10 protein-coding genes are annotated in these 16,645 nt (G+C 44.7%); 1 reads left to right on the forward strand and 9 read right to left on the reverse strand.

Annotated features, from left to right (window positions below; translation table 11 throughout):
• Positions 1 to 90: 90 nt before the first annotated feature.
• The 7 genes from B2Z67_RS08385 to B2Z67_RS08415 all read right to left on the reverse strand — a co-directional run bounded on the left by B2Z67_RS08385 (position 91) and on the right by B2Z67_RS08415 (position 11,831).
• Positions 91 to 1,485, reverse strand: a complete 1,395-nt coding sequence (locus tag B2Z67_RS08385) for a rhamnulokinase (protein ID WP_291529389.1) — start codon at positions 1,483 to 1,485, stop codon at positions 91 to 93.
• The gene (locus B2Z67_RS08390) at positions 1,485 to 2,123 is read right to left on the reverse strand and encodes a class II aldolase/adducin family protein (protein WP_291529373.1); all 639 of its coding nucleotides are present in this window, start codon (positions 2,121 to 2,123) and stop codon (positions 1,485 to 1,487) included. The genes B2Z67_RS08385 and B2Z67_RS08390 overlap by 1 nt, the downstream gene beginning before the upstream one ends.
• Positions 2,124 to 2,169: 46 nt before the next feature.
• The gene (fucI, locus tag B2Z67_RS08395; RefSeq protein ID WP_291529374.1) at positions 2,170 to 3,942 is read right to left on the reverse strand and encodes an L-fucose isomerase; all 1,773 of its coding nucleotides are present in this window, start codon (positions 3,940 to 3,942) and stop codon (positions 2,170 to 2,172) included.
• A gap of 66 nt (positions 3,943 to 4,008) precedes the next feature.
• Complete coding sequence (locus tag B2Z67_RS08400) at positions 4,009 to 4,989, reverse strand: GntR family transcriptional regulator (protein WP_291529375.1); 981 nt, start codon at positions 4,987 to 4,989, stop codon at positions 4,009 to 4,011.
• A 299-nt stretch (positions 4,990 to 5,288) separates the two neighbouring features.
• On the reverse strand, positions 5,289 to 8,522 hold the full coding sequence (gene carB, locus B2Z67_RS08405; RefSeq protein WP_291529376.1) for a carbamoyl-phosphate synthase (glutamine-hydrolyzing) large subunit: 3,234 nt from the start codon (positions 8,520 to 8,522) through the stop codon (positions 5,289 to 5,291).
• Between the two features lie 183 nt (positions 8,523 to 8,705).
• A complete protein-coding gene (carA, locus tag B2Z67_RS08410; protein ID WP_291529377.1) occupies positions 8,706 to 9,860 on the reverse strand; it encodes a glutamine-hydrolyzing carbamoyl-phosphate synthase small subunit in 1,155 nt (384 codons plus the stop codon).
• A gap of 84 nt (positions 9,861 to 9,944) precedes the next feature.
• Complete coding sequence (locus tag B2Z67_RS08415) at positions 9,945 to 11,831, reverse strand: amidophosphoribosyltransferase (protein ID WP_291529378.1); 1,887 nt, start codon at positions 11,829 to 11,831, stop codon at positions 9,945 to 9,947.
• Between the two features lie 460 nt (positions 11,832 to 12,291).
• Here B2Z67_RS08415 and B2Z67_RS08420 point away from each other — a divergent pair, with 460 nt between their 5' ends.
• Positions 12,292 to 12,978: a hypothetical protein gene (locus B2Z67_RS08420; protein WP_291529379.1), complete on the forward strand. Its 687-nt coding sequence runs from the start codon at positions 12,292 to 12,294 to the stop codon at positions 12,976 to 12,978.
• 559 nt (positions 12,979 to 13,537) lie between these two features.
• On the opposite strand, the gene B2Z67_RS08425 is transcribed toward B2Z67_RS08420, so the two are convergent.
• Both B2Z67_RS08425 and B2Z67_RS08430 read right to left on the reverse strand, forming a co-directional pair.
• Entirely contained in the window at positions 13,538 to 14,212 is a 675-nt protein-coding gene (locus tag B2Z67_RS08425) for an ABC transporter ATP-binding protein (RefSeq protein WP_291529380.1), read from the reverse strand.
• A 30-nt stretch (positions 14,213 to 14,242) separates the two neighbouring features.
• A complete protein-coding gene (locus B2Z67_RS08430) occupies positions 14,243 to 16,516 on the reverse strand; it encodes an ABC transporter permease (protein ID WP_291529381.1) in 2,274 nt (757 codons plus the stop codon).
• Between the last annotated feature and the right edge of the window lie 129 nt (positions 16,517 to 16,645).

The following is a 16,645-nucleotide window of genomic DNA, read 5'->3' on the forward strand; positions in this document are numbered from 1 at the left end:
ATCCGCGTCTAAAAAATGATAGTATGAACTAATTATGAACAGCTACTTAATTGCTAATAAATTATCATTGTAGCATTCATGCGATACAAGCTAACTATATTCCTTTATCTCCTCCCTGCTGCTGATTTCTCCTTTTGCAATAGCCTGTACCAGTATATTTCCGATAGCGGTAGCTTCCACAGGGCCGGCAACGACAGGTATTCCCAAAGCGTTTTCCGTAAGCTTGTTCAGCAATGCGTTACGGCATCCGCCACCGATAATATTCAACTGTTCTACCGGAGCCGGAAGAAGTACATTCAGCTTGTCAATTGCCTGCTTATAGCGTTGGGCTAATGATTGAAGCACACAACGCACGTACTCTCCCCGGGTTGCAGGAACCGGCAATTGATGTTCACGGCAATAATCCGCTATGGCAACTTCCATATCCGCAGGGTTCTGAAACCTTTTGTCGTCTACATCTATCACAGAAGAAATCTCCTCATATTCGGCTGCCGGGAGCAAGACATCGTATGCACACTCCCCGCCTTGTTCTTTCCATTGAGCTATGAGACGCTGCAATATCCAGAGTCCGGTGATGTTTTGCAGGAAACGTATTTTACCGCCTACCCCACCCTCATTGGTGAAACCGCTCAGACGAGCTTCTTCCGTAAGGATCGGTTCATCCAGTTCCACTCCCAGGAGCGACCACGTACCCGAACTAAGGAAAGCGCAACGCGACCTGTCAGCTTTCGCCGTGGGAACAGCAAATACCGCACTTGCCGTATCGTGAGAGCCTACAGCTATGACATCCACTTCTTCCTTAAGCCCAATTTCCTCGGCTATCTCCTTCTTCAGCTTACCACGAACACTACCCGGCATTATGATATCACCAAAGAGATGCTCAGGCACTCCCAACCGGCGAATCAAGTCACTGTTCCAATTCCGGCTGCAGGCATCAAGCAATTCCGATGTGGAAGCAATGCAATATTCATTGTTTGCCACTCCGGTTAGGAAGTAACTGAAAAGGTCGGGCATAAACAGAAGCCTGTCTGCCACTTCCAACTGTACATCATTCCGCATTTTCATGCTATATAGCTGAAAAAGCGTGTTAATAGCCATCACTTGTATTCCAACCGTTGAATAATGTTGTGAAAGAGCGTTTGTTTCTATATCAAAGAACTTTTCCGGCAAACCATCTGTCCGCGAATCCCGGTAACATACAGGATTCCCCAGTAAATTACCATTCCTGTCAATCAGCCCAAAGTCCACGCCCCAGGTGTCAATGCCTATACTCTTGATATGATATCCCTTGCGCACAGCCTGCCGAAGTCCGTTCTTCATCTCCTCGAACAAGGCAAGGAAATCCCAATATACATGGTTTCCCATCCGTACCTGATGATTGGGGAAACGGTACACTTCTTCCAGTTTCAGAGCACCTTGGCAGATGGAACCGGCCATAACGCGGCCGCTTCCACCTCCAAAATCTACTGCCAGATAGGTATTCATCATTTTGTCTTCTTCCCTAAAATATAAGTTTCAAGGTCGTCAATTTCTTCCGGAGTAAGTACCGTATAGTCTCCTCCGGATTGTATGATGATGCGGCACGCCATTTCAAAGAACATGGCGCGTTCAAAAGCCTGGTCGAAATCTTTGCCGCATACCACCTGCCCGTGTTTCAGCAACAGGACAGAGTTGTGCTCTTTTAAAGCATCAATCACTCCTTGCGCCAATTCCTTTGAGCCGGGACGAAAATAAGGTACTACCGGAATTTCACTCCCTACATGGCAAGGAATTTCTGCCGTTACGTTGAAATTTGCAGGCCGGTTCTTCATGCAAGCCACAGCAGTGGCATAATGAGATTGAAAATGCAGCACTACATCCACATCCGGACGCTCACGCAGCACGCCGAAGTGGAAGCCACTCTCCATGGAAGGTTTCACTCCGTTCAGTACTTCTCCTGTAGAAAGGCGGCATACGGATACTTTTTCCTTAGGCAAGGAAGGCACCCATGAACCTGTTCCGGAAACTAACACTTCATCACCGATGCGCCAAGACAGGTTACCGCTACTACAAATAGTTAATCCGGCATCTCCTACGCGGTGCGCCTGGGCAATAAACTGTTCTATCTGTTCGTTGGTTATCATAATTTCTGTTTGATTAATAGATTTCATTTATAGAACAAAATAACACTTACTTATAAATAGCTCCATAAGTCGTACAAGCCCTGTAATCAGCTCCTTCCTTATCCATGCCAAATGCATTCCATGCGGCAGGACGGAAAATCTTGTTCTCATCCACATTGTGCATGCAAACAGGAATACGAAGCATGGATGCCAGTGTAATCAAATCCTGACCGATATGTCCATAGCTGACTGCTCCATGATTAGCTCCCCAGTTGTTCATCACCGAATATACATCTTCGAATGCCGGTTTATCGCAAAGGCGAGGAACAAACCAAGTAGTAGGCCAGGTACGGTCTGTGCGTTCATCCAGCAATTTATGAACTTCAGGATCTATTTCTACCGTCCATCCCTCAGCAATCTGAAGCACCGGACCAAGGCCTTTTATAAGATTCAAACGGCTCATCGTTACAGGCATACCGCCTTTGGATAAGAAGTTGGAAGAGAATCCACCGCCACGGAAATAATCACGGTTAGCCGGATACCAGGTAGTTGCTTCAAGACATTTCTCCATTTCTTCTTCCGAGATTTCCCAATAAGGCTTCATCACAGGCTCACCTTGTGCGTCGGTTTGCCGTCCCGTACCATCCACGGTGGTAGCTCCGGAGTTAATCAGGTGAATAATACCATTAGCCGCCATACCTGTGAGTTCCTTACCTGTCACACGTTTCACAGCTTCAGGACTCCAGTATGTCCGTACATCCGAGAAGATTTGAGCACGATTCGTCAGTAAATGTCCGAACAGCATGGCTACACCATTGCAAGCGTCATTCTCCGTTGCAACTACATAAGCCTCACGAATACCGTTCCAGTCGAATGAGGAGTTGAGTAAAGCTTCGGAATAGTCACCGTTCGGATAGAAATCCGTCCACTGGCGTTGTCCCTGGAAGCCGGCAACAATGGCGTTGTGCCCGATTGCTTCTTCCTTAAAGCCCATTTCAAGCAATTTCGGATTACCTTGCATCAAGTCGCGCATGATGATAGTCATCTTCACAATGAACTCCCAGTCTTCGTCCTTTTGCTCACGGGTTTTAATCTTTGCAGGCCAATTAAAGTCTTCACCTTCATTCTTCTTGCAATACTTTTCCGTCCAAGCCATAGCTTTGGCAAACTCTTCCTTATCATAGATGCCTTCGGTCATGCGGCGGATGATTTCCGTTAAATCCACTGATTCGCAACGGATACCCAGATATTCCTGGAAAAAGTCAGGATTAACGATAGAACCTGCAATACCCATAGATACACTACCCATCGACAGGTAAGATTTGCCTCTCATCGTTGCTACTGCCTGTGCGGCACGTGCGAAACGCAAAAGTTTTTCGGCAACATCGGCAGGGATAGAATTATCATCCAAATCCTGCACATCGCGTCCATAGATACCGAATGCAGGCAGACCTTTCTGCGCATGTCCTGCCAACACTGCTGCCAGATACACTGCTCCCGGACGTTCCGTTCCATTAAATCCCCAAACGGCTTTCGGGTAATACGGATTCATGTCCATCGTTTCGGCGCCATAGCACCAACATGATGTTACGGAAATGGTAGAACCTACACCTTCACGTTCAAACTTCTCGGCACAAGCGGCGCTTTCGGCTACACGACCGATAGTGCTGTCTGCAATTACACACTCTACAGGGCTTCCATCACCGTTCTTCAAATTGCCGGTAATTAACTCAGCTACTGCTTTAGCCAGATTCATTGTCTTTTCTTCAAGGCTTTCACGTACGCCTCCCTGACGACCATCGATAGTGGGACGAATTCCGATTTTTGGATACTTTTTCATGCTGTTTGTTATTTAGTTAATAAAAATATCTATGCTGAACTATGCTGAAACTACTCCATAAAAAAGCTACAGAGAGCTTCGTAAATGAATATCCGTGGGCAGATAGACCTGCACAGGCTTACCGGTCAGTATAAACTCCGCCGTCATTGCGCCCATCTTCTTCCAGTCCACACTCATGGCTGTAATTCCTTTATCAATCACTTCGTAAGCAGGAGTATCATTATAGGCTATCAGACCGAAATCCACGCCACACGTCAACCCGGCTTCACGGCTTTTCTTCACAATCTCCACCACATCTATCTGGCGAATAGCAATATAGACTTCTCCTGCATGTACTTCTTGCTCGTCCATGTTTTCTATTACGGCACAGTCCAGATGGTGAACGGCGCAGTATTTCTTGAAGTAATCGCATGTTTCTTTGGGATGCTTGCTCTCTTTCGGCAAAAACAGGATAAGTTTGCGATAGCGCTCCAGTCTGCCGGATAGTTGAGACATGGCACTGTAGAACGCTTCGCCGAAATCCTGGCAGATGTATGAATAATCCTTCTTGTCGAACTGCCCGAAGTCGAGCAGCAGCAAACGGGAGGATTCTATCTTATATAAATAAGGTGAGAATTTCTCATTGTCGAAGTTCATCACGACATACCTGTTATACCGTCCGATGGAATCGCGGAGAAGAGCATTGAACAACGTCTCATTATATTGATGGAACCACAGGTCGACTTTATATTGGGAGGAGAGACGCTTCACAAAGCTGTTGTACAATGTGTCTTTAAAAGGCGAATATTCATCAAGCAGGAACAGGATATTTTTCTGGCGGTTGACTACATAATAACCTTTACCGGGTGTGGAGTCTATAATTCCCCTCTCTTTCAGATCGATGAATGCTTTGAAAACCGTATCGCGGGAAACCTTATAATCGTGGCTCAACTGATTAATGGAAGGTAATGAGGTATCTGTCTTATAACGCCCCATGGAAATATCCTGGCAGATAAGATCCGCCAATTGCTTTACCTTCGTTGTTTGTTGACCGAAAATCGTTTTCATATCACGTGTATCAAGCTTAATCTAAAGTATGAATACTGCCCTATTCATCACAAGAATAGCACTGCCATCTATGCTGAACTGTGCTGATACAAAGTAAGACTATTTATTTGATATCAGAAGAAAAGAGGAATATGTTATGCAACATATTCCTCTAATTCTCGACTACATCTTATTTCGTTCCCTATATATGGGTTAAGGACAGTCCTTATACGAATAAATCAGTCCCAATACTACATACATTTTCTCCCAACTACAGTAAATGCGTTTACATCCTGTGGTAAATACCAAGTAAATGCAAGTTATTTATACTCTGCCCATGACTTAATAGCCAAATCATCCAACGTCATTGTACAGAAAGCATTGATGAACACACTTGCCAGACGGGCATTTGTAATCAACGGAATGTTCAGGTCAATGGCGGCACGCCGGATTTTATAGCCGTTACTTAATTCACCGACAGTGAGATTCTTCGGAATGTTCACAACCATGTCAATCTCCCTGTTATGCAACATATCCAGAGCCTGAGGTTGCCTGTCTGCTTCGCTGGGCCAGTAGACCTGCGTGTTCTCCACTCCATTCTCCGCAAGGAATTTGCTGGTGCCGCTTGTTGCAAAGAGTTTGTACCCCTTCTGCCGGAGCAAACGGGCAGCGGAAAGCATTTCCACCTTCTGTTTTGGTGTACCTGTAGAAAGAAGAATATTCTTCTCCGGTATGCGATACCCCACAGAAAGCATCGCTTTCAACACGGCACAAGTCGTATCGTTTCCAATACAACCTACTTCACCCGTAGAAGCCATGTCCACTCCCAGCACAGGGTCTGCCTTTTGCAAACGGTTGAAAGAGAACTGGCTCGCCTTGATACCGACATAGTCCAATTCAAATAAGTTCTTGTTTGGCTTTTCCACCGGAAGACCCAGCATGACTTTCGTAGCCAACTCGATAAGATTAATTTTCAAAACCTTACTTACAAACGGGAAGCTACGCGAAGCGCGCAGGTTACACTCAATAACCTTGATATCATTCTCGCGTGCCAGGTATTGGATGTTGAATGGACCGGAGATGTTCAGTTCACGCGCAATCTCGCGACTGATACGTTTGATGCGGCGCACTGTCTCTACATAAAGTTTCTGCGGTGGAAACTGAATGGTAGCGTCACCGGAATGTACGCCGGCAAATTCAATATGTTCGGAGATAGCATAAGCAACAATTTCGCCATTCTGCGCCACCGCATCCATTTCCACTTCCTTGGCATGTTCAATAAACTGGCTGACAACCACCGGATGCTTCTTCGATACATTCGCCGCAAGTTTCAAGAAACGTTCCAATTCCTCCATATTGGAGCAAACATTCATAGCAGCACCCGAGAGTACGTAAGACGGACGCACCAGAACCGGGAAGCCTACTTCGTCCACAAATTCGTTGATGTCGTCCATGCTCGTAAGTTCGCGCCAGCGAGGCTGGTCTACACCGATGCAGTCCAACATAGCCGAAAACTTTTCGCGGTCTTCGGCATTATCAATGCTCTTGGCGGAAGTTCCGAGAATAGGTACGTTCTCGGCGTCAAGGCGCAAGGCAAGGTTATTCGGAATCTGACCGCCGGTAGAAACAATGACACCGTACGGGTTCTCCAGTTCAAGGATATCCATTACGCGCTCGAAGGTGAGTTCGTCAAAGTAAAGACGATCGCACATGTCGTAGTCGGTAGATACAGTTTCGGGGTTATAGTTAATCATAACACTGCGGTAACCTTCTTTACGAATGGTGTTCAGAGCCTGCACGCCGCACCAGTCAAACTCTACGGAAGAACCAATGCGGTAAGCTCCGGAACCGAGTACGACAATAGATTTACGGTCGCCCAGATAATTAACGTCATGCGCTATGCCGCTGTACGTCAGATACAGATAATTGGTCAGTGCGGGATATTCGGCGGCAAGCGTATCAATCTGCTTCACCACAGGAATGATACCAATCGTTTTACGGTGGTTACGTACATAAAGGATGCCATCTTCCATATCTCCCTCGTAACCGATAGCACGCGCAATCTGGAAATCGGAGAAGCCTTGTACTTTCGCTTTCTTCAGCAATTCCACAGGCAGGTTGGAAATCGGTTCGTGGTTCTTGCCCCATTGTTCCAGTTCCTTGCTTGTGTTCATGATGTTCATCAGCTTTTCGAGGAACCACTTGTCAATCCTGGTCAGTTCGTGTACCTGGTTCACGGAATATCCGGCACGGAATGCTTTAGAAATAACGAAGATGCGCTTATCCGTAGGCTCACGCAAGGCTTTGTCTATATCAGAGATAACAAGTTCCTTATTTTCCACAAAGCCGTGCATACCTTGCCCTATCATACGAAGTCCTTTCTGAACGGCTTCTTCAAAAGTACGTCCGATAGCCATCACTTCACCCACGGACTTCATACTGGAGCCAAGTTCCTTATCTACACCATGAAATTTACCCAAATCCCAACGGGGGATCTTGCAGACTACATAGTCCAGTGCGGGTTCAAAGAAGGCGCTTGTTGTCTTTGTCACGGAGTTTTTTAAATCGAACAAACCATAACCAAGCCCCAGTTTGGCAGCAACAAAGGCAAGCGGATATCCTGTAGCTTTCGAAGCCAATGCCGAAGAACGGGAGAGGCGGGCGTTTACTTCAATCACCCTATAATCTTCACTTTCAGGGTCATAAGCATACTGTACATTGCACTCGCCCACAATACCGATGTGACGGATAATGCGAATGGCAAGTTCGCGCAACTTATGGTAATCGGTATTTGAAAGTGTCTGTGAAGGAGCTATAACGATTGACTCCCCGGTGTGAATGCCCAACGGGTCGAAATTCTCCATGTTACAGACAGTGATACAGTTGTCGAAACGGTCGCGTACAACTTCATACTCTATTTCTTTCCAGCCTCGCAAAGACTTCTCAACAAGTACTTGAGGAGAGAAAGAAAAGGCTTTCTCTACCAGGACATCCAGTTCTTCTTCATTGTCGCAGAAACCGGAACCCAATCCGCCGAGCGCATAAGCGGCGCGAACAATGACCGGATAACCTAAATCAGCGGCTGCACGGCGAGCATCCGCGGCATTCTCTACAGCTTCGCTCTTGATCGTCTTAACATTGATTTCATTCAGTTTATGTACAAAAATCTCACGGTCTTCCGTATCTATGATGGCTTGTACGGGAGTACCGAGAACTTTCACGCCATACTTATCAAAGATTCCATCTTTGTAAAGGGCTACTCCGCAATTTAATGCCGTCTGTCCGCCGAAAGCCAACATAATGCCATCCGGTTGCTCCTTTGCAATGACTTTTTCCACAAAATATGGGGTAACGGGCAGGAAGTAAATCTGGTCGGCAACCCCTTCTGAAGTTTGTACGGTAGCAATATTAGGGTTGATGAGAACGGTGTAAATGCCTTCTTCCTTTAATGCTTTGAGTGCTTGGCTGCCGGAGTAATCGAACTCTCCAGCTTCACCTATTTTCAGTGCACCGGAACCAAGCAACAGGACTTTCTTTATATTGTTTTCTTTCATTTTGTTTTCTCTTATTGTTGTACGTTTAAAATTAGTTTTATAAATGAGAGGTTATTAGTGATTAAGGAACTCTTTTTTCACCTACCACCCCGCCCTCTGGGCACCCCTCCTCCCAAGAGGAGGAGAATAGAGATACTCTTATTAATCACTAATCGTTAATCACTTACCATTAAACTTTAATCACTAATGATACAGTAGTTTCACAAACTCATCAAACAGAAACTCTGTATCTGTCGGTCCACTGGCAGCTTCCGGATGAAACTGTGCAGAGAACCAGGGATTCCGTTTATGCCTGATACCCTCGTTAGACCCATCATTCATATTGATAAACAGAGGTTCCCAATCATCGGTCAGCGTATTATTATCTACTGCATAACCGTGATTTTGCGAAGTAATGAAGCAACGCTCTGTGCCCACCATACGCACGGGTTGGTTATGACTGCGATGACCGTACTTTAATTTATATATTCTCGCCCCACCTGCCTTGCCCAGCAGTTGGTTACCCATACAAATACCAAAGATGGGCAACTTCCCGTTCATCATAGCCTTGCGGATATTCTGTACCGCAGGATCGCAAGTATCCGGGTCACCGGGACCGTTGCTGATGAAAAGCCCGTCGAATTCTAAACTGTTATAATCATAATCCCAAGGTACACGGATAACTTCCACACCGCGTTTCAGCAGGCAGCGGATGATGTTTGTCTTGACGCCACAGTCCACAAGCACTACGCGCTTCAACTGACTATTGCCAGCCGACAATTGACTGTTAAGCTGCGCCGTGGGGGTATCTACTAAGAACTTACTGCTTTCCGTTCCGGCATAACAAATTATCTCTTTGCAACTGACCCTATCCACATAGTTGATATCACCGTAATTTCCAACTTTCAGCTCTCCATTTTCAACTGTATCGTCAAAGACGATGCTCCCCATCATCACACCATGTTCACGCAGTACTTTCGTCAGTTCGCGGGTATCAATACCTGTGATACCCGGCACATGCTCACGTTTCAACCAGTCGCTCAAGCTCTCCATGGCATTCCAGTGACTGAAGTTTTCCGAGTAATCACTTACAATGATAGCTTCGGCGTGGATATGTTCGCTCTCCATGAAAGTAGCCAGTCCATTCGGCTCAATGGAGAAAGGCGGTACACCATAATTACCTACCATCGGATAAGTGAGTGTCATCAACTGTCCGGCATACGAAGGGTCAGTCAAGCTTTCAGGATATCCTGTCATAGCTGTATTGAAGACTACCTCTCCTGTTACCGGTTTTTCGTAACCAAACGATTTGCCGTGAAAACGGCTTCCGTCGTCAAGGATAAGAGTTATATTTCTCATGTTAGTTAGTGATTAGCGTTTAGTGATGAGTGATGAGTGATTAATTAAGAATACAAAGCTAATTACTTATCATTAAACACTATTTTATTTAAATTGATAGACTTGTTCTATATAATCAATGAATGCGTTATTTAATAGTTTCACACCGCCGGGAGTGGGATAATCACCGCTGAAGTACCAGTCTCCCTTATGGTTCGGGCATGCTTCATGCAATCCTTGTAATGGTTGGTAGACAATCTCTACTTTAGCCTTTGTTCCCGCAGGTGTCAGCAGTTCCACCATCTTGGCGGAAATTTCTTCATCGGTGAAAGGGGCATAAATCTCTTTCACATAATTCATCATCTGTTCTTTCGGCAGCCCTACCTGGCCTTTCGACTTACGGTAGGCAGCGGCAATCACATCTTTCATGCCGCGGTCATTCAGCAATTCTATGGCAGCTTTGAATGCGATGAATTCGCTCATCTTCGCCATATCTATGCCGTAATAATCGGGATAGCGCACCTGCGGGGAAGAACTGACAATGACAATCTTCTTTGGCCCAAGACGGTCTAAGATACCGATGATACTTTGCTTCAGCGTTGTTCCGCGCACGATGCTGTCGTCAATGATAACCAGATTGTCCACACCCGGCACAAGGCTGCCATAAGTAATGTCATACACGTGGGCAGCCAGGTCATTGCGACTGTTCCCTTCGGCTATGAATGTGCGTAGTTTGATATCTTTGATAGCTACCTTTTCACTGCGAATACGACGAGAAAGTATTCGCTCCAACTCTTCCATATTGGGATTATGTCCCAAGGCGGCAATCTGTTGCACCTTCTCTTCATTCAGGTAATCATCCAATCCCTGAAGCATGCCATAGTAGGCGACTTCCGCCGTATTCGGGATGAAAGAAAATACGGTGTGGTCAATATCCTGATTAATGGCTTTCAGAATGTTAGGCACAAGTTTCTCACCTAACAGTTTACGTTCCCTGTAGATATCCACATCACTGCCTCGTGAAAAGTAGATACGTTCAAAAGAGCAAGGTTTCACTTTCTGCACCTTATTAATTTGTGTAGTGCGCAGCTTACCCGCTTTGTTTATCAGTAAAGCCTGTCCTGGCATCAATTCCTTGATACTGTCCACGGGAACATTGAAAGCAGTCTGTATCACGGGACGTTCGCTGGTAAGAACTGCAATCTCTTCATCCTGATACCAGAATGCAGGACGGATACCCCACGGATCGCGTACGGCAAATGACTCTCCGCTTCCGGTAAGCCCGCATATCACGTATCCGCCGTCCCATTCTTTGCTTGAAGTGCGGAGAACGTTTGCCGGGTCAATATGATCCTCAATGTAGTGAGTCACATCCATCCCTGTCAACCCTTCCGCCTCGGCAAGGTTGAAGAGACGCTCTACTTCGCGGTCAAGGCGGTGTCCTGCTTGCTCTAACATAATATATGTGTCGGCATACTTCCGCGGATGCTGGCCGATAGCTGTGATACGGGCGAATATTTCGTCTACGTTCGTCATGTTGAAGTTACCGCACATGGCGAGATTCTTGGCACGCCAGTTGTTCCGTCTCAAAACAGGGTGTACATAAGAGATACCGCTTTTCCCGGTCGTGGAGTAACGCAGGTGTCCCATGTAAATTTCTCCTGCAAAAGGCAGGTACTTCTTGGCATACTCCGCATTGTGCAGTTGTTCTTTAGTCAGATCCTTAAAATTACTTTGTATTGTACTGAATATTTCAGTTATGGCACCCGAACCGAGTGCACGTTCGCGGAACATATATTCTTCACCGGGATTGGCTTCCAGCTTGACACATGCCAATCCGGCACCTTCCTGTCCGCGGTTATGTTGTTTCTCCATCAAGAGATAGAGCTTGTTCAAACCGTACATCCATGTGCCGTACTTCTGTTCGTAGTATTCCAGAGGTTTCAGCAGACGTATCATGGCGACACCACATTCATGCTTCAATTCTTCCATCCTATTGTTATATTATTCATAAGTCCTGTACTTACTCTATGAGACATGAAACGCAAACAAAGTTTTAACATCAAAAAAGGCGGATTGTTTGAGCAAAACGATTTTTTGTCTTCTAACCGAACATACATAATTCCCTGCATTTAGATTTGCGCTGCAAAGGTATGAAATATCAAAAACATAAAGTTTATGTTTTCCCTATTTATTTATCAAAAGAATAGAAAAAAAACATTTTTATATAAAAAAGTCAATGTAAATACATATTTTATAAGCAAAAAGTTAATATGCATAATCAAAAGCAAATCAAAAGGTTTTTAATCTGCATTATGCATACTTTATCACCTGCAAAGTATGAATAATACAAGTTAGTCATATTTTTCCTTATTTTATTATCATATTGCTTTATAATTGAAAGTTTTTTTAGTAAGTTTGCTGCATTATTAATGAAAAACATATCATTTCAATGAAAAAGCAAGATTTTCTGTTTATCCTTCTGGTAGTGGTAGTCTTCCTGCCGTTCTTTGTAAGTAGTGACGTTTATAACTGGTACAAATCGTTTAATGCTGAACACGGCATGGTGATGAGTTTCCTGAAATTTGCCATTCTGGCAACATTGGGTGAAGTATTAGGGCTTCGTATCAGTGCAGGAGTGTATAACAGGCAAGGGTTTGGTATCATTCCGCGAATGGTGGTATGGGGAATACTCGGTATGGGTATCAATGCTGCCATGATTATCTTCTCCAAAGGTGTACCGCAGTTTATGGAATATATGGGGATGGCAAACGCAACCGCGACTTTTGCAAGTGATGCAATGTCCCTTGATAAGGTATGGGTGGCGCTGGCTATATCCGTAACCATGAACACAATCTTTGCTCCGGTTTTCATGACTTTCCATAAGATTACGGACACACATATTCTGATGTGCGGCGGTTCTGCCAAGAGTTTGATTACCCCTATTCCTATGACGAAGATTTTCACGGGGCTGAACTGGAATGCTCAGTGGAACTTTGTTTTCAAGAAGACCATTCCATTCTTCTGGTATCCGGCACATACAATTACTTTCATGTTGCCACCGGATATGCGCGTACTGTTCGCGGCGGTGCTGGGCATTGTGCTGGGAGTATTGCTGGCAGTGGCGGCGCGGAAGTAGAATCCATTTGTTCTATATCCGGACATAGATATATAAGGTGAGGCTGCGCCAAAGGTATAAGCCTACTATCATTCATCCGCAGATTACGCAGGATTACGCAGATTTGTTTAAAACTTAATCTGTGTTATCTGCGAAATCTGCGGATGAAAAATATCGGCTCACTTGAAAGGTTCGGTACTCTCATCCGAAGGGCTGATGCATTCACCTGAAACGTCATTTGCACTTACCCGAAATGTTCGGTGCACGAGTTTCCCAATGCTGTTTGAACTACTACGTAGTAGTGTGCAAACTACTACGTAGTAATGACCCAACTACTAAGTAGTAGTTGATCAACTATTAGTAGGTAATTGACTAACTACTACTAAGTAGTTTGCACTCTACTACGTAGTAATTAACCGGCTACCACCGGACAGTTGACCAACTCTACAGGATTAAACTAATGGTATGTAAAATAAAGAGATATTATTCAGTACAAAATAATCATGCACCGGAAGTTCCGGGTAATTCAAAACACCTTTCAGATAGTGTACTTTACTATTAACACAACCTCTCTGCGCATTTATAGACTGACCTCCGTCACCACCTGTCCGTCGAACAAATTAATGATGCGTCCCGCATAGCCTGCATCGTGCTGTGAGTGGGTCACCATCACGATGGTAGTTCCTTCTTTGTTCAGTTCACTCAGCAGTTCCATTACTTCTTTACCGTTCTTGGAGTCCAGGTTACCGGTAGGTTCATCGGCAAGAATCAACTTCGGATTGGCTACCACGGCACGGGCGATGGCTACACGTTGTTGCTGACCACCGGAGAGTTGTTGCGGGAAGTGTTTGCTGCGGTGCGTAATTGCCATGCGTTCCATAGCTGTTTCCACGCGGCGTTTACGTTCGGCGGCAGGGATACCCATGTAGAGCAACGGCAGTTCGATGTTTTCGTATACGTTCAGTTCGTCAATCAGGTTGAAGCTTTGGAATACGAAACCAATGACACCTTTACGCAGGCTGGTGCGTTGTGCTTCGGTGTATTTGGATACTTCCTTTCCATTGAGGTAGTATTCTCCGCCCGAAGGGTTATCAAGCAAACCAAGGATATTCAGTAATGTGGACTTGCCGCAACCGGAAGGTCCCATAACTGCGACGAACTCACCTTCTTTCACTTCGACATTTACATTGTTCAAGGCCCATGTCTGCACTTCTTCTGTCTTGAAGATTTTTTGCAGGTTTACTGTTTTAATCATAATGGTGATAATTTAAATTAGTAATATTGTTTATTCGTTTTTTATTATCTCGGCCGGATTGATATGCATGATCCGGTAGATTTTGTATGCTGTAGTAAGGAATACCATCAGGGCTACACTGAAGAATATCACTATGCCCCAATCCCATCCCTGTATACATTTCACTACGTCATCGTTTATTGATAGCAGCATCAGTCGTACCAACGGATAAGCAACTGCAAATGCCAACAGGAAAATCACCAGATAAGCTTTACCAAATATTCCGGCGATAATCCACGGAGTGGCTCCGTTGATTTTACGGATGGCTATTTCTTTCTGTCGGCTGACTGTGTCCATGGAGATGGCCGAATAGATGCTCAATATTACCAATAGAATACTTACAATAGCCAGAATTGCCATCGCTACTTGTGTCATATACATCGATCCCATCAGGGTTTGTTTATTATCGGCCAAAGAACGGACTTCAAGAGGTAAAGTTGTGGGTACGTAGTTACGGCAGATCTCAGTGATACGGCGTATACTTTTGGTAACATCCGTACCCGGCGCCAGTTTGAAGTAGAAATACCTGGAACGGTTACTGGGGAAGAACGCCGAACCTATGGTTCTTTCCTGGGTTTCTTTATAGAGCTTCTTAAAGGTACCGATGATACGGTAACTCTGACCTTCAATCTCTACCCTGTCTTGCACACTGTCCTTATCCAGTTGCAGCCTGAAATCCTCACTGACATAAACGGTACCTTCTGCCTCTCCACCCACTTCTTTTCCTTGTAGTGGGATGTTCAGGAATTTAAAGTAACTCGGGGTTCCCTCTGCTATAGTAATACTGACCATCGATTGGTCGGCTTTTTTGTAGGTACGCACAAAATGACTTCCGATTTGCAAGTCACCTGTCATAGTCAGTGTCTCTATACACTCCGGCAGAGCCTGAATATCGGACAATATAGGGTTTATATTCTGCCGCATGCGTTGGGTGTTCACTTTTAAGGAAATGATATTTTCTTCTTCTTCAGACGTTAGCGGGCTATATGCCCGGCCGAACGTTTCGTGCAACAGCATATTAATACCGAGCGTGCTGCCCACAAAGAATATGGCAATGCCCAGTTGTAACCACATCATGACCGAACGGAATATGTGGCGACTGTGATTTCTGCTGATTTGGCTGATAATGCTCACTTGCCGTAACCGACGGATAGGAAACCATATCGCCAGCGTACATACTGCCAGAAGTGCGATATATATCTGAAGCTGTACAATGTAGATAGCCGACAATGGCAAATCCGGCATATCCTGACTCGGAATGTATATTTCCGCAAGATTTATCATGATCTCCGTCACGCCCAGAGACAAGAGAAAAGCGATGGATATCATCCAGAATATTTCAGTGAAGAGAAGCAGGAACAGTCCTTTTATTTCCGAACCCATGCACTTCCGCAATGCTATCTCTCGCTGACGGTTATAGAACATCTGAATAATGAATTTGAGAAAGTTTATCAATCCTGAAATCAGGATAAGCGAGGCAATGAATAGTACCAATAATTGCACAATTTCCAATTCTTTGTCCTGTCGCGCACTGAACATGGCGTAAGGGTGAACTGTATCTTCATTCTGCTGCCACGTTATGGACTGCAGACTCTTGTTCAATGTTTCCAAATCAGTTTTAGGAGATAGATAGCCATATACTCTCAGGGCATAATAAGACATGATTTCATAGGAAAAATAACAATCTACCTTTGGGTCTTGTAGCCCATTATCTTCCACTACATTCACGACTTTAAAGCTTTGTATTGTATTTTCCGCTATACTTTGTGGGTCACTAAAGCGTATGGTTGTCCCAATAGGATTTGCAGTACCGTACGCTTTGCTTGCAAATTTATGGGATAATACCACTTCATCCGGTGCTTCGGGAAGTCGACTGCCATGTAGCAACTTTCTGTTGTTATAAGAGAAAAAGTTACTGTTAATCCCTTTACAACCTATCAGAAAAGGTAAGTTACGTTGTTCGTTATCAATGACTTCTATTTCCGTTGAAATATAAAAAGATTCTATGGTCAGGCACTCTAACCCACTGATAGATTGCTCTTCCAGTCGCTTTACTTCACTGGTTCGAAAAAAAGAATTTTGTTTCTGCACTCTTATCCGTCGCTCGCTGTCAGGTAAGTTTTCAAGTTTTGTCCACTCCTGCATGAAAAAGCATACGATGGTATAGCATACGATTCCCACTGCCAGGCAAAGGGCGGAAATGAAACTGTGAGTCTTGTACTTCAACAGATTTCGTAGAGCAACTTTCAAATAATGTAATATCATAAGTTTATGTTAGTTATGTAGTTCTTATTCACTCTTAATTGCTTCTGCCGGATTTTGTCGTGCAGCCTTATTCACCTGCCATAACAAAGTAGCCAACGAAATAGCCGTAACTACCACTAAACCTATTAT

The organism is Bacteroides sp. UBA939, assembly GCF_002293435.1.
Lineage (GTDB): Bacteria > Bacteroidota > Bacteroidia > Bacteroidales > Bacteroidaceae > Bacteroides.

Excerpts from the sequence above, each read along its gene's own strand:
- B2Z67_RS08415 (WP_291529378.1), bottom strand. The coding sequence starts at position 11,831 with ATGGAAGAATTGAAGCATGAATGTGGTGTCGCCATGATACGTCTGCTG.
- B2Z67_RS08420 (WP_291529379.1), top strand. The coding sequence starts at position 12,292 with ATGAAAAAGCAAGATTTTCTGTTTATCCTTCTGGTAGTGGTAGTCTTC.
- B2Z67_RS08430 (WP_291529381.1), bottom strand. The coding sequence starts at position 16,516 with ATGATATTACATTATTTGAAAGTTGCTCTACGAAATCTGTTGAAGTAC.
- carB (WP_291529376.1), bottom strand. The coding sequence starts at position 8,522 with ATGAAAGAAAACAATATAAAGAAAGTCCTGTTGCTTGGTTCCGGTGCA.
- B2Z67_RS08400 (WP_291529375.1), bottom strand. The coding sequence starts at position 4,989 with ATGAAAACGATTTTCGGTCAACAAACAACGAAGGTAAAGCAATTGGCG.
- B2Z67_RS08385 (WP_291529389.1), bottom strand. The coding sequence starts at position 1,485 with ATGAATACCTATCTGGCAGTAGATTTTGGAGGTGGAAGCGGCCGCGTT.
- B2Z67_RS08425 (WP_291529380.1), bottom strand. The coding sequence starts at position 14,212 with ATGATTAAAACAGTAAACCTGCAAAAAATCTTCAAGACAGAAGAAGTG.
- carA (WP_291529377.1), bottom strand. The coding sequence starts at position 9,860 with ATGAGAAATATAACTCTTATCCTTGACGACGGAAGCCGTTTTCACGGC.
- fucI (WP_291529374.1), bottom strand. The coding sequence starts at position 3,942 with ATGAAAAAGTATCCAAAAATCGGAATTCGTCCCACTATCGATGGTCGT.
- B2Z67_RS08390 (WP_291529373.1), bottom strand. The coding sequence starts at position 2,123 with ATGATAACCAACGAACAGATAGAACAGTTTATTGCCCAGGCGCACCGC.